Source organism: uncultured Gilvimarinus sp., assembly GCF_963975215.1.
Classification (GTDB): Bacteria; Pseudomonadota; Gammaproteobacteria; order Pseudomonadales; family Cellvibrionaceae; genus Gilvimarinus.
In genome coordinates this window covers 173,348-187,934 of sequence record NZ_CAXBFW010000001.1, presented here as the reverse complement: position 1 = coordinate 187,934, position 14,587 = coordinate 173,348, and the positions used below count along the sequence as shown (strand labels likewise).

Annotated in this window: 14 protein-coding genes; 5 read left to right on the top strand and 9 right to left on the bottom strand. The window is 54.7% G+C overall.

Annotated elements, in window-relative coordinates:
* The first annotated feature begins 152 nt into the window (after positions 1-152).
* From AAC019_RS00735 to ilvD, 5 genes are all read left to right on the top strand, one after another.
* Positions 153-833, top strand: a complete 681-nt coding sequence (locus tag AAC019_RS00735; RefSeq protein WP_339896624.1) for a TIGR00153 family protein — start codon at positions 153-155, stop codon at positions 831-833.
* Positions 834-890: 57 nt separating this feature from the next.
* Complete coding sequence (locus tag AAC019_RS00730; RefSeq protein ID WP_339896623.1) at positions 891-2,165, top strand: inorganic phosphate transporter; 1,275 nt, start codon at positions 891-893, stop codon at positions 2,163-2,165.
* A 102-nt stretch (positions 2,166-2,267) separates the two neighbouring features.
* Positions 2,268-3,458, top strand: coding sequence for an acetylornithine deacetylase (gene argE, locus AAC019_RS00725; protein ID WP_339896622.1), 1,191 nt, complete (start codon positions 2,268-2,270; stop codon positions 3,456-3,458).
* On the top strand, positions 3,455-4,774 hold the full coding sequence (argA, locus tag AAC019_RS00720) for an amino-acid N-acetyltransferase (RefSeq protein WP_339896621.1): 1,320 nt from the start codon (positions 3,455-3,457) through the stop codon (positions 4,772-4,774). Before argE ends, argA begins: the two co-directional genes overlap by 4 nt.
* A 136-nt stretch (positions 4,775-4,910) precedes the next feature.
* On the top strand, positions 4,911-6,752 hold the full coding sequence (ilvD, locus tag AAC019_RS00715; protein WP_339896620.1) for a dihydroxy-acid dehydratase: 1,842 nt from the start codon (positions 4,911-4,913) through the stop codon (positions 6,750-6,752).
* Positions 6,753-6,886: 134 nt separating this feature from the next.
* Here ilvD and AAC019_RS00710 read toward each other — a convergent pair whose 3' ends face one another.
* The 9 genes from AAC019_RS00710 to lgt form a co-directional block, all read right to left on the bottom strand.
* Positions 6,887-8,287 (bottom strand): hypothetical protein, encoded by a 1,401-nt coding sequence (locus tag AAC019_RS00710; protein ID WP_339896619.1) that lies wholly within the window; start codon positions 8,285-8,287, stop codon positions 6,887-6,889.
* 11 nt (positions 8,288-8,298) lie between these two features.
* Positions 8,299-8,919 (bottom strand): energy transducer TonB, encoded by a 621-nt coding sequence (locus tag AAC019_RS00705; RefSeq protein ID WP_339896618.1) that lies wholly within the window; start codon positions 8,917-8,919, stop codon positions 8,299-8,301.
* Between the two features lie 6 nt (positions 8,920-8,925).
* Positions 8,926-9,330 (bottom strand): biopolymer transporter ExbD, encoded by a 405-nt coding sequence (locus AAC019_RS00700; RefSeq protein ID WP_041524226.1) that lies wholly within the window; start codon positions 9,328-9,330, stop codon positions 8,926-8,928.
* A gap of 39 nt (positions 9,331-9,369) precedes the next feature.
* Positions 9,370-9,897, bottom strand: a complete 528-nt coding sequence (locus AAC019_RS00695; RefSeq protein WP_339896617.1) for a MotA/TolQ/ExbB proton channel family protein — start codon at positions 9,895-9,897, stop codon at positions 9,370-9,372.
* Between the two features lie 11 nt (positions 9,898-9,908).
* Positions 9,909-11,294, bottom strand: a complete 1,386-nt coding sequence (locus AAC019_RS00690) for a MotA/TolQ/ExbB proton channel family protein (protein WP_339896616.1) — start codon at positions 11,292-11,294, stop codon at positions 9,909-9,911.
* Entirely contained in the window at positions 11,291-12,073 is a 783-nt protein-coding gene (locus AAC019_RS00685) for a DUF3450 domain-containing protein (protein ID WP_339896615.1), read from the bottom strand. The genes AAC019_RS00690 and AAC019_RS00685 overlap by 4 nt, the downstream gene beginning before the upstream one ends.
* Before the next feature lie 280 nt (positions 12,074-12,353).
* Positions 12,354-12,863, bottom strand: coding sequence for a dihydrofolate reductase (locus AAC019_RS00680; RefSeq protein WP_339896614.1), 510 nt, complete (start codon positions 12,861-12,863; stop codon positions 12,354-12,356).
* Positions 12,864-12,890: 27 nt separating this feature from the next.
* Entirely contained in the window at positions 12,891-13,730 is an 840-nt protein-coding gene (locus AAC019_RS00675) for a thymidylate synthase (protein ID WP_339896613.1), read from the bottom strand.
* Positions 13,727-14,548: a prolipoprotein diacylglyceryl transferase gene (gene lgt, locus AAC019_RS00670; RefSeq protein ID WP_339896612.1), complete on the bottom strand. Its 822-nt coding sequence runs from the start codon at positions 14,546-14,548 to the stop codon at positions 13,727-13,729. Before lgt ends, AAC019_RS00675 begins: the two co-directional genes overlap by 4 nt.
* Between the last annotated feature and the right edge of the window lie 39 nt (positions 14,549-14,587).

Sequence of the window (14,587 nt, the reverse complement as noted above, 5' to 3'; positions counted from 1 at the left end):
CAACCTTCATGTCAGCGGCGATTGTAGCCTGCATCGACGCCAGCCGTCACGGCGGTGTATCGCCCGGACTGAAGACAAATATGCCTTAACGGGTGACCTGACGCACAGATATTTTTATACTGCGCGCTCATTTTACGGAAGGAAGACATTTTATGCCCCTTGGTAATCCATTTTCCAACATGTTTGGACGCTCGCCCATTAAGCCGATGCAAGAGCATATGGCGGTGGCCGTCAACGCCTCAAGCAAGCTGGTGAGCTTTTTTGAGGCTGTCATTAACGACGACTGGGTGCAGGCTCGCGCCACCCAGGAAGCCATTGTTGAGCTGGAGCATCAGGCGGACGACATGAAAAAGCAGCTGCGCCTGCACCTGCCCAAAAGCCTGTTTCTGCCCGTACCGCGCACCGACTTGCTCGAGCTGCTGAGCATGCAAGATCGCATCGCCAATAAAGCGCAGGATATCGCCGGCATCATGCTGGGGCGCAAAATGCGTATCCCCGCCTCGCTGCAGCAGCTGTTTGTCGACTTTGTCCAGTCGGGCCAGCGCACCGCCGAGCAGGCCCTCACAGCCATTAACGAGCTCGACGAGCTGCTCGAAACCGGCTTTAGTGGCCGCGAGCTAACACTGGTAGAAGATATGATCGAAAAGCTCGACCAGTACGAGCGCCAAAACGACAGCCTCCAAGTCGAGATCCGCTCCGCGCTGTTTAAGCTCGAGTCCGAGTGGCCACCGGTAGATGTGATGTTTCTCTACAAAGTGATCGACTGGATTGGCGATTTAGCCGACCGCGCCCAAGCCGTGGGCAGCCGTCTACACTTGCTGCTGGCGCGCTAATATGCGGCGGTACGCCGCCTGAATTTGCACCAATAAAATACTACTGGGGATACACACATGACCGTTATCGCAGAATACGGCCAGATTCTACTCATTCTCGCCTGCGTCTTTGGCCTGTTTATGGCCTGGGGGGTCGGGGCCAACGATGTCGCCAATGCCATGGGCACGTCGGTTGGCTCGAAAGCGCTGACCATTAAACAGGCGATTATTATCGCCATGATTTTTGAGTTTTTGGGGGCCTACCTCGCCGGCGGCGCGGTCACCTCCACCATCCGCAAAGGGATCGTCGACCCGGCGGTAATGGCGGGCTCTCCCGAGCTACTTGTGTACGGGATGTTATCCGCCCTGCTGGCGGCGGGTACCTGGCTGCTAATCGCCAGTATTCTCGGCTGGCCGGTATCCACCACCCACTCCATCGTCGGTGCCATCGTCGGGTTTGCGGCGGTGGGGATATCGGTCGAGGCGGTCGCCTGGGGCAAGGTGATGTCTATCGTCGCCAGCTGGGTTGTCTCGCCGCTGCTGGCCGGCACTATCGCCTTCTGGATATTCCGCTCAGTACAGCGACTTATCCTCAATACCGAAGACCCCTTCTTATCCGCCAAACGCTATATCCCCTTTTACATGTTCGCCGTAGGCTTTTTAATTGCCATGGTAACCATTCTTAAAGGTTTAAAGCATGTCTTTAAGGATACCGGCTTCGACTTAAGCTTTCTCCAAAGCGCTGGCATCGCTGCGCTGCTGGGATTAGTTGTAGCTGCCGTTGGCATTTACTTCTTACGTAACATCAAACGCGATGAGGCCACTGACACGGGCAATCGCTTTGCTAACGTTGAGCGCCTGTTTGCCATTCTTATGGTGTTTACCGCGTGCGCCATGGCCTTTGCCCACGGCTCTAACGATGTTGCCAACGCCGTGGGACCGCTGGCCGCGATTATTAACGTCATCAAAACCGGCGGTGTTACCGCCCAGTCGGCCATGCCCAGCTGGGTGTTGCTGATCGGTGGTGCGGGTATTGTCATCGGCCTTGCCACCTACGGCTTTAAGGTGATGGCTACCATCGGTAAAAAGATCACCGAGCTGACCCCTAGCCGTGGCTTTGCCGCCGAGCTGGCCGCGGCCGCTACCGTGGTACTGGCCTCGGGCACCGGCTTGCCTATTTCGACCACCCACACTCTGGTGGGCGCTGTACTGGGTGTTGGTATGGCGCGCGGCATCGGCGCGCTTAACCTGCGCGTGGTGGGCTCGATCTTTATGTCCTGGGTGGTGACTCTGCCCGCCGGCGCGGGCCTGGCCATTTTGTTCTTCTTTATGTTCAAAGGCATGTTCAGCTAATCACACCTATTAGCTGCCCACCAGAAGAGCCCGCTATTGCGGGCTCTTCTGCGTTTAGCCTAGCTGTATTACACTCTCGACTCACACATCGAGAGTCCAGCTATGACGTTTGATCTAAATCGCTACACGCAAACCCTGGCGCGCCTGGTGGCTCAGCCATCGGTCAGCTGCGCGCTACCCCAGTGGGACACCAGTAATAAAGCAGTGATTGATCAGCTAGCGGAGGATTTTGCGGCGCTTGGATTTCAAACCGAAATCATCGCCGTGCCCGAACATCCGGGCAAGTACAACTTATTGGCCACCCTCGGCCGTGGCGAAGGCGGGCTGGTATTTGCCGGTCACAGCGATACTGTGCCTTACGATGCCGACCAATGGAGCTCTGACCCCTTCACGCTGACAGAGCGCGAGGGCAGATTGTACGGCCTGGGGGCGACCGACATGAAAGGCTTCTTCCCGGCGGTTATAGAGGCGGTACGCGACATTGACCCCGCCCGGCTGCGCGCCCCCATTGTGGTACTTGCCACCGCCGACGAAGAGAGCAGTATGAGCGGTGCCCGGGCGCTGCTCGACACCGGTATCGCCCCCGGGCACTACGCGGTAGTGGGCGAGCCCACCGGCATGCGCCCCATCAATATGCACAAGGGTATTTTGATGGAGTCCATCCGGGTACTGGGAAAAAGCGGGCACTCGTCCAACCCGGCACTGGGCAACAGCGCCCTGGAGGCCATGCATGAAGTCACCTCCGAGCTGATTAAGTACCGCGGCGAGCTGCAGCAACGCTTTCACAACCCGGGCTTTGCCGTGGCCGTGCCCACCTTAAACTTAGGCTGCATTCACGGTGGCGACGGTGCCAATCGCATTTGCGGCGAGTGCGAGCTGCACTTTGATTTGCGCTCGGTACCCGATATGCACAACGATGAATTGCGCCACGAAATCAACCGCCGGCTGGTCCCCATAGCCGAGCGCCGGAAAATTGATATTGTCTTCTCAACCCTGTTTGAAGGCGTCGATCCATTACTGCAGCCGCGCGATAGTGAGCTTATACGCGCCTGTGAAAAACTCACCGGCGCCACCGCCGAAGCCGTAGGCTTTGCCACCGAAGCACCCTTTTACCGGCAGTTGGATATGCAGGCCGTGGTTATGGGGCCGGGCTCGATCGATCAGGCCCACCAACCCGATGAGTTTATCGCGATCGAGCAGTTAGCACCGGCTATTGACGTTCTGCGCTCGCTTATCCATCATTTTTGTATCAGTTCAACGGCCACCGAGGCCAACCACAAGGGCACAACATGAGCGTGAGCAACATTCAGGACTACGTAAAATGGTTTCGCCATTCGTCGCCCTACATCAATGCCCACCGTGGCAAAACCTTTGTGGTAATGCTCCCGGGCGAGGCATTAACCCACGGCAACTTTGGCCACATCATTCACGATCTGGCGTTGCTATCGAGCCTAGGGGTGCGATTGGTACTGGTACACGGCGCGCGGCCACAAATCGACTTACGCCTAAGCAATCATCAGTGCGCCACGCAATTTCACCGCAATTTGCGTATTACCGACACCGAGTCACTGCAGGGTGTGCTGCAGGCCATTGGCGAGGCGCGCATCACCATGGAGGCGGCATTGTCTACCGGTTTGCCCAACTCGCCCATGCACGGGGCGCGGATCGAGGTCGCCAGTGGCAATTACGTGGCAGCCATGCCCCACGGAGTACTCGACGGCGTCGACCTACAGCACACCGGCAAAGTGCGTCGCATCAACGTCGCGCAACTGACACGAGCGCTGGATGCCGGCGCGATCGCGCTGCTATCGCCCCTAGGCTACTCCGCCACCGGTGAGGTGTTTAATCTAACCTATACCGATGTGGCCACTCAGGCGGCCATCGCACTAAAAGCCGACAAGCTGCTGGCCTACTGCGATACCGACGGTGTTGCCGGCGCCGATGGGCGCTTAATACGGCAGTTTACGCTGGCACAATGCAAGCAACATTTAGCAGAGCGAAACGGTCAGGCAAGCGAGCTGGCCCAATTGGCACTGGAGAGCGCCTACCTCAGTTGCCTGCAAGGTGTGCAGCGCGCCCAGCTGGTAAACTACACCACCGATGGCGCTCTGCTGGCCGAGCTGTTCACCCGCGACGGTCAGGGCACCATGGTGTACTCCGGCCATTACGAGCAGCTGCGCGGCGCCACCATCGACGACGTTGGCGGCATTTTGGGCCTGATAGAGCCCCTCGAGGCCGAGGGTATTTTGGTGCGGCGCTCCCGCGAGCTGCTCGAGACAGAGATCGCCAAATTTAACGTACTGGAAAAAGACGGCACTATTATCGCCTGCGCCGCCGTCTACCCCTATGGGCAAGTCGCCGAGCTAGCCTGTGTCGCCACTCACCCGGAATACCGCAAAGGCGGGCGCGCATCGCAGCTTTTGGAGCAGCTGGAGCGGCGGGCACGGGACGGCGGCATTGAGACACTGTTTGTGTTAACCACACAAACCGCTCACTGGTTTTTAGAGCACGGGTTTGTACCCGGTGCAATCAGCGATTTACCCCTCGAGCGGCAATCTATGTACAACTACCAGCGCGGCTCTAAGGTGTTTATCAAAGATATTCGCTGATCGCTTAATCCGCTCAAATCGACCGCACTGCCTGACCTTACGGCACCATTCTGTTATCCTTGCCGGTTAGAATTTATCCGGTTCCCGGGGCGCCTCGCGCCGGGGATCTTACTTGATAGTGTTAAACGGGGTATTTATGCCAACCTATCGTTCCAGAACCACCACCGCCGGCCGCAACATGGCCGGCGCCCGCGCCCTGTGGCGCGCCACCGGCATGAAAGACGATGACTTTCAAAAGCCGATTATCGCCATCGCCAACTCGTTTACGCAGTTTGTGCCAGGCCACGTGCACTTAAAAGACATGGGCCAACTGGTTGCCCGCGAGGTGGAAAAGGCCGGCGGTGTCGCCAAAGAATTTAACACCATTGCGGTCGATGACGGTATCGCCATGGGCCACGATGGCATGCTCTACTCCCTGCCCTCGCGCGACATTATTGCCGACTCAGTTGAATATATGGTCAACGCCCACTGTGCCGACGCACTGGTGTGCATCTCCAACTGTGACAAGATCACGCCCGGAATGCTGATGGCGGCTATGCGCCTTAATGTACCGGTGATTTTTGTTTCTGGCGGCCCCATGGAGGCCGGTAAAACCAAGCTCCTCGATCACGGGTTAGACCTGATCGATGCCATGGTAATGGCCGCTGACGACAGTGTCGATGACGAGACCCTCTCCGAGGTTGAGCGCAGCGCTTGCCCGACCTGCGGCTCTTGCTCGGGAATGTTTACCGCCAATTCCATGAACTGCCTGACCGAAGCACTGGGTTTATCGCTGCCTGGTAACGGCACCATCGTTGCCACTCACGCCGATCGCGAAAAACTGTTTAAACGCGCCGGCCACCGCATTGTCGAGCTGGCCAAACGCTACTACGAAGGCGACGAAGAGCACTTACTGCCCCGCGCAATCGGCTCTAAGGCGGCCTTTGGTAATGCCATGGCACTGGATATCGCCATGGGCGGCTCCACCAATACCATTTTGCACCTATTGGCTGCCGCGCAAGAGGCGGAGCTGGACTTTGGCATGAGCGATATCGACCGCATCTCGCGCGAGGTGCCGCAGCTGTGCAAAGTGGCCCCCAACACGCAGCAATACCATATCGAGGATGTCCATCGCGCCGGCGGTGTGATGGGTATTTTGGGTGAACTCGACCGCGCCGGCGTGCTCGACACCTCGGTACCCACGGTGTATGGCGACACGCTAAAAGAAGCCCTCGACGAATGGGACATTATGCGCAACCCATCCGACGAGGTTGTAGAGTTCTTTAAAGCCGGCCCCGGCGGTGTCCCCACCCAGGTGGCCTTCTCTCAGGCGACGCGCTGGCCAAGCCTCGATGGTGACCGCGCCACTGGCTGTATCCGCTCGCTGGAGCACGCCTTCTCGACGGAGGGAGGCCTTGCGGTACTGTATGGCAATATCGCCGAAGACGGCTGTGTGGTCAAAACCGCTGGCGTAGATGATTCAATTTTAGTGTTTGAAGGTCCGGCGCACGTGGTTGAAAGCCAGGAACAAGCGGTAGAAGACGTACTTAACGGCACGGTAAAAGCTGGCAACGTGGTGATTATTCGCTACGAGGGCCCCCGCGGTGGGCCCGGTATGCAAGAAATGCTGTACCCCACCAGTTACCTTAAATCAAAAGGCTTGGGCAAAGCCTGTGCCCTGCTGACGGACGGTCGATTCTCAGGCGGTACCTCAGGCCTGTCTATTGGTCACGCCTCCCCAGAGGCCGCCGCTGGCGGTGCCATCGGATTAGTGGAGACAGGCGATATCATTCGTATTGATATCCCCGAGCGCTCCATCAATGTGCAAATTAGCCTGCGCGAGCTGCACGATCGCCGCGAGCGCATGGAGCAGCGCGACAACCCGTGGAAGCCTGTGGAGAATCGCCCACGAAAGGTCAGCGCCTCGCTTAAAGCCTACGCCAAGCTCACGACCAGCGCCGACAAAGGCGCCGTAAGAGATCTAAGCTTGCTCGACTAAGCTTGCGCTTATCGGCTAAAACGACAAAAAGCCCGCAGGTTTTTAATCTGGCGGGCTTTTTTAGTGCGCTAACTTTTGCCCATAAAAAAAGCCGGCAAATGCCGGCTTTTTTACTGTAAGACAGACCTACTAACTTAACTGTCCTTCAGTGCTTCCTGACGCTTTTTCTCGCTCTCCGCGTAGCTTGTCCACTGAGTGGCAAACTTGCGGCTGCGATCATCTTTTGCCGCTTTCTTAAAAGATGCAATGGCAGCATCAAAGTTGTTGCGAGACAACTCGGCCTGACCAATGGTCAGGTGAACCGAATCGGGACGGCTTAAGCCACCCTTTTTCAGCGCATTGTTACCAGCGGAAATCGCCTCAGCAAATTGGTCGCGCGAGAACAGCAAGCGCGCCAAGTTAAAGTACAGATCACCGTCTTCGGCTTTAGCCGCCGCACGCTTCATTTCAACCAGCGCTTTCTCGGTCTCTTGCGCCAAACGCCAAGAGTTGGCTAAAAGCTCTAAGTTCTTCGACGTAGGGGCAACGATTTTGTCTTCGTTAATGCCTTTGTCTAAAACCTTAGCGGCTTTGTAAGGGGCGTCTTTATCAATAAAGCCCCCCGCTAAAGTGCGCAACTGGCCCTCTTTTTTCAAGCCACCCATCACATACATAGAGTCCAGCGCGCGATAGTAATCATCGATACGCCCCAGCTCGTAGTACAAACCTACCAGCTGACGCCAGTAGCTCATTTTAGGGTAGTGACGCACCAGCTGCTCAACAATATCCAAAGTTGCGGGGAAGTCTTCACGGGTGTAATAAACCGCCCGCGTAAAACCTAACCACTCTTCCTTGGGAATTTTGCCCGCAGCCTCATACTGACGAGACGCTTCCAGCATGTTGGACAGCGCCGCATCAAGATTATCGTTGGCGTAGTACACCTGTGCGATTACGGCGTATTGCTCGGCCGAAATGCTGGTGACCATCTTGCTCCAGCGCTTCAGATAATCCAGTGCTTTTTGCGGCTGATCTTCCTGGCTATACAGCTGCGCCAAGGTGTACAGATACTGAGCTTCGGTACCTACCGGTAAATTTGGGCTTTGCGCTATTACATTCTCGAAACTCTCGATCGTTTTCTCGGTGTTTTCGAGGTTGTAGTAGATGGAGCCGTAGTAGGTGTAGACCATGACTTTTTCATAAGGGTTGTAATCACCCAAATCTTCAGCCATTTCATTGACGATCTGCAATGCTCTACGCGGGTCAGACTTAGCACCTTCAGCAATAGCTTCTTCGGTTGGGTCTAACGCTTCACTGACTTCCTGCAGATCTTCAATAAAGCTCTGCGACAAACCAGGCAAGCGCCGCGGATCAAGCTTTTGCTCGGCGGGCTGCATGGGCTGTACGCTTTGCGCCTGCGCACTGCCGGCCACCAATAACGATTGGTTCGGCACCAGCTGGTACGCAACAAATCCTGTAACGGCTGGCGCTGCAAGCAGCGCCGAAGCCAACAGTGATTTTTTGAAGGTGCCTGAAATCATCGATTTTACATTCTTCATTTTCATCACCCTTATTGCGCAAGCTCAAATACAAAGCGGTTGCGAACACCCGGCACCTCAATAGGCGTACCGTCTACAACACGCGGCTTATACTTGAACTTCTCGGCCGCTTTAATGGCCGCTCGGTCAAAGATGCTGGTTGGGTCGCCATCTTTATCGATGCCTTCGATCACCACAACGTCTTTGGTAGAGCCATTAACGGTTACCGTAAACTCAACAGTCACAAACCCTTCGATACCACGCTGAGCTGCACGACGAGGATACTGAGGTGCAACCTTCACAATTGGAAGGTACTCACCGTCACCACCAATACCGCCAGCGCTAACATTGATATCACTGCTCAGAGACGGTGCATCCATATTCAACCCTTCGGGGTTAATATCGGGTGACTCGAAATCCGGCTCCGGGATATCCGGTGGAGGCGTTTCGGGTGTCTCAGGCTTATCGGGTTTAGCCGTCTCGTAACGGGTCTCGATCTCGGTATCCGGCATGCGAATATCTTCGATCCGTACCTGCTCGTCTTGCTCATCTGCCTTCAGATCGGAGTTGATCAACGAGTGCATCAGAAACAAAAGGCCGAGGGTCACGACCACCGCCAAAACGGCAGCAATAATTACTCTTACAAGTTTCATAGCGGCCTATTTCTTAGCTGTGGAGACAGCGACGTTGCTCACATTCAACTGACGGGCAGTATCGGCAACCTCGGCTAACAATTTAACGTTAGCTTCGGCATCGGCCTGGATAACAACGGAGCCTCTCGGGTTGTCGGCAAGCAAACGCTCTATCTGCGCTCGCACCCCACGGGGATCAACCTGGTTCTTGTCGATCCAGATTTCATCTTCGTCTGTAATAGCAATCAGGATACTGGCGTTTTTCTTTTCGTCAGCCATGGTTGCTTCCGGACGCTCGACTTCAACCCCGGTCTCTTTAATAAATGTGGCAGTCACAATGAAGAAGATCAACATGATGAAAACCACATCGAGCATAGGGGTTAAATCGATCGCCCCGGTCTGATCGTCTTCAGATTCGTTTTTCCTGCTCATGACAAATCTCTTATTACTGGTTGATACGACGTGCCAGCCTTAGTGATCCATTGTCAGGTGATCGGCAAACAACTGATTTTCACGCTCGGCAATCCGGGTGAGGTAGGTGTTGGCAAACAAGCCTGACAGCGCTGCAACCATGCCCGCCATTGTCGGGATTGTCGCTTTAGATACACCGCCTGCCATTTCTTTGGCATCACCACCACCGGTCATTGCGAGAACGTTAAACACTTCAATCATACCGGTAACCGTACCCAGCAGACCGAGCAGAGGACACAAGCTCACCATAGTGGCGATCATGTCCATATTGGTATTAACCTTTAGCTCGACTTTAGAAATCAGTGCCGAACGGATCTGATGGGCATTCCAAGATTTACGCTCACTGCGCTCTTCCCAAATATCCAAAGATTTTTGAAGGTCGCCTTTTAGACCACCTTTGAAATACCACACCCGCTCAAAAATCAGGGTCCACATGACAAAGGTAAGGGCGGCGATAAATAACAATACCATACCGCCCTGATCCAAAAAGGCTCTAATGGCTGCGATAGCTTCCATTAATGCCAGCATGCTTCTATCTCCTACTTGCGTTCTGCGTTTTCGGCGATGATACCTGCCGATTGTTCTTCAAGAACATGAATAACACGCTTAGCACGGCCATTAACCACGGTGTGGATCAGTACCACAGGAATCGCTACTAACAGACCCCAAACCGTTGTGATCAATGCAGAGGAGATACCGCCTGCCATGTTTTTCGGATCGCCCGCACCGAAGATCGTAATAGCCTGGAAGGTCAAGATCATACCGGTAACGGTACCCAACAGACCCATCAGAGGCGCAACCGCGGCAATAATCTTCAGAATTGCCAAGCCACTTTCGATCGCAGGACGCTCTTTCAACACCGCCTCTTCAAGCTTCAGCTCCAGGGTTTCGGTATCGGCGTTTGGATTTTCTTCCGCCGCCTTCAACACACGACCCAGTGGGTTGTTAGTGTTGGCTTTATCTGACTTCAGCTGGCTGCTTACTTTAGCGCTTACAGTGAACAGGTAGATGATACGCCACAGGCCGATCAACAGACCCAGAGCACCAACCGCCATAATCGCGTAACCAACCACACCGCCTTGAGTCAACAGACGCTCCTTCCAGGTCGGGCTGTTAATCAGCGCGCCCAGCAGAGTACCGCCGGTAGGGCCTGTGGGGTCAAGGCCGACACCAACCAAGCCAGAGGTAGCGTTTTGCAATTCAGAAGCCGCATCCAAGTAGTTACCGTCAGGCTGACGAATCAGCTCTTCCATTTTGTAACCATCCGGAACGTAGTTCAGGTACTTGCCTTCAGACAGCAAGTTATATGAACCAACACGAACAATTTCTTGCTCGGCGTTTTCGCCGTTAGGCTTGATGACGGTACCGGTAAAGGTTACTACGCGACCGCTTTCAACCATCTGACGCTGTTGCTCGTACCACAGACGCTCGATTTCTTCGATGCTAGGCAAACGAGTGTTCGAGTTCATTTTGTCGATCAGCTCAGCCAGGAACTCTCCACGATTCGGGTATTGCGCCGAAATCAAAGAGGTACTCAACGTAGAGCGAAGATCGCCAGCGGTAGAGGTCAGGTGACCAAACAGCTCACGCAGTGAACCTAAGCGCTCGTTAAACTGCTGACGCTTGGCGTCTACATCTAACTCTTGCTCGGCGTGAGTTTCTTCCAGACGCTCAGAGCGACGCTCTTCGGCAGTCAGAGTGTCCTGAGCTTGCTTCAGCAGGCTCGCCTGATTGTTTTTCTCGCGGGTAAACTGTTGTTCGCGCTTGCGGTGCTCGGCCGTTTCAGCCACGCGCGAGTCTTTTACCATGTTCAACAGCTCATCCAGGCTTGCCGCCTGATCGCTTTCTTGTGCCATTACAGCACTGGTGCTCATTAAGCCGGCAGCCATTACTACCAGACAGCGTTTTGCAAACTTCATTTTCATTTTGCTGCCTCCGGTGCTTGGACAGGTACAAACATGATGTCTTTAGAGGCTTCGTTACGCGCGATGCGCAAGCCTTTCAAAATAGTGCCGCGATAAGAGTTATCCAGCTCAACCCAAGCGCCCTGAGTAGGATCCCAGGCACCTGATGATTCGGTGTCGGTAGTCTGATACATCAGAGATACACGGCCGATGCGCAGAATGTTTACTTCGCGCTCCTGACCACCTACATCCAGAGTATCGCGGTACGCTTCGATGAAGCGGCCGTAATCACTTTCGATTTTGTAGGCTTCCAGAACTTGACGGAATTTTTCAGCAACTGAAATATCGGCACGATCCTGGTTGTTACGCAGCATTTCGATACGGGCCAGACGCTCATCCATTTTGAATGGCTTGTCCAGCTTAACGAACTGCTCCAGTGCATCCAGCATACGCAGAACCAAAGGCTGAATGCGACGCTCGATCACGGTTACGTTCTCGATTGAGTCATCCAGATCTTTAATAACAGCTAACTGAGCCGCAATTTGCTTCTCTAACTGGCTGTTGTATACACGCATGTCTTCGATTTGCTTGTTAACTTGCTTGAACTGAACCAGCAAGTCCTCAGTCTCCTGAGACAAACGATCGATACGTTTTTGAGAATCTCGCGCCAAAGTAGTTTTGGCCTGACTTACCTGAAGAATTTCATCCAGGGTTTGATCTGCCAAGGCCACGCTACCCACTAGCGCGCTGGCAGAAAGCACAGTGGTCAGAGCCACGGCTTTCAATCGCTGCTTTTTCATATTTCCCCCAACTCGGGTGCTTGCAATCAGGTTATATGCGACAGAGTGCTGCCACAGACACATAATCCACGAATACCTCTTTCGAGGCAGCTTAAGAACGCAGCATTGTAATAAGAGCGTTCCTCTACATTCAATGCTTTATCCAAATGGTATTGCACATGTGTACATAGGTATCAGGCGGGTAACACTTTACCGCCCCCCAACCGAGCACCAGTAACACATGATTACTTTTTGATCTGAACTAGGTTGCAAAACCTACGGATCTTATACAATTTAATTATTAAGAATCCGTGTCAGAGCTTGACTCCAAAACTAAAAAACGATGGCGCAGCGGAGCCTCTGCATCACCCTCCTGCCGGGATACCTCCCGCCAATGCTCGGCGGGTAGCTCAGGGAAGAACGCATCCGCCCCCTCTACCCGCGTATCAATCTCGGTTTTATAAATACGATCGGTCAGCGGCAACGCCGCACGGTAAATCTGCTCGCCACCGATAATGACCACCTCATCGCCGTCGGCTTCAGCGCGCGCCAAAGCGATCGCCGCCGGAACACTGGCAACGGTTGCCACGCCCTCAGGCCCCGACCAGTTCGGGTCGCGGGTAATCACGATATTAAGCCTGCCCGGCAACGGCCGGCCAATCGACTCGTACGTTTTGCGGCCCATCATAATGGGCTTCCCCAAGGTAACGCATTTAAAGTATTGTAAATCTGCCGGCAGATGCCAGGGCATCGCATTGCCTTTGCCTATCGCGTTGTCATGACCACAGGCTACAATCATGGCTACTTGCATCGGGTACACCTCGTTTTATCAGCCCGTTTAAATCGCAATCGGCGCTTTGATGCGCGGGTGCGGATCATACCCCTCAAAACTAAAGTCTTCGAGCTGATAGTCAAAAATCGACGCCGGCCGGCGGGCAATCGCCAGCTTAGGCAGCGCCTTAGGCTCGCGCCCGAGCTGCTCATAGACAATATCGTCAGTCAGGTGATTGTGATAGAGGTGACAATCACCAAAGGTATGGACAAAATCCCCCACCCCCAAATCGCACTGCTGAGCAATCATATGGGTCAACAGGGCGTAGCTGGCGATATTAAACGGCACGCCCAAAAACAAATCCGCACTGCGCTGATACAGCTGGCAAGACAGCTTGCCATCGGCCACATAAAACTGAAATAACGTATGGCAGGCCGCCAGCGCCATACGCCCGGCGGCCACGTTATCCTGCGGGCTAACAGATTCATCGGGCAAATCGGCAGGGTTCCAGGCGCTGACAATTAACCGGCGCGAGGTGGGCTTGGCTTTTATCTGGGCAACCACATCGCCGATCTGGTCAATGGTCGAGCCATCGGGGCAAGCCCAGCTGCGCCACTGTTTGCCGTAGACCGGCCCGAGATCTCCGTCACCGCTGGCCCACTCGTTCCAGATTTTACAGCCGCGCTCCTGCAGCCACTGCACGTCGGTGCGCCCCTGCAAAAACCACAAAAGCTCGACGATAACACTTTTAAGGTGCACGGTTTTGGTGGTCACCAAAGGGAAGCCCTGACTTAAATCAAAGCGCAGTTGCCGGCCAAACACCGAGCGCGTGCCGGTACCGGTACGATCACCACGATCAGTGCCGTTATCGACCACATCCTGCATTAACTCCAAATACTGCTTCACGGGGCCTCCTTTTGCTCGGCGGGCGCTTTATCGGCTCCGCTAAAGCGATACGCGTAAATCAGCAACCCGATACCCAGGGCCGCCATCGGCAGGCACAGCAGCTGGCCGCGGGTGACCCAGCCAAACAAATCAAACTGGATATGCTGATCGGGCTCGCGGGCAAACTCCGCCAGAATGCGGAAGAAGGCATAACCAATTAAAAACATACCGCTGACCGCGGCGGTCGGGCGCGGCTTGCGTGAAAACCAGTAGAGCAGCAAAAACAGCGACACACCTTCAAGAGCAAATTGATACAGCTGAGAAGGGTGGCGCGCCAGCTGCTCGGGATCGTTAGGGAATACCATGGCCCAGGGTAAGTCTGTAGGGCGTCCCCATAACTCCTGGCCAATAAAATTACCCAGCCGCCCAAAAGCCAGCCCCAGCGGCACCATAGGAGCCACAAAGTCGGTTAAGCGTAAATAGGGGATGCGAATCCGGTGAGCGTAAAACAGCATAGCCAGCAGCACACCAATCAGACCGCCATGGAAGGACATGCCGCCCTCCCAAATACGAAACAGCCACAGTGGATCGCGCATCCAGGCATCAAAGTGATAAAACACCACATAGCCCACACGGCCGCCAATCACCACACCGAAAGCACCATAGGTAATCAGATTTTCTACCTGGGCGGGCGTCACTGGCGAGTCCGGGCGCTTCGCCCGGCGCATGGCAATCCACCAGGCCGAGGCAAACGCGGCCAAATACATCAAGCCGTACCAGTGAACGTCTAACGGGCCGATTGAGACAGCAATAGGGTCAAAATTGGGATGGGTAAGCATAGAGCGAGCGCCAGCTAAAAAAAGAGCGGCAATCATAAC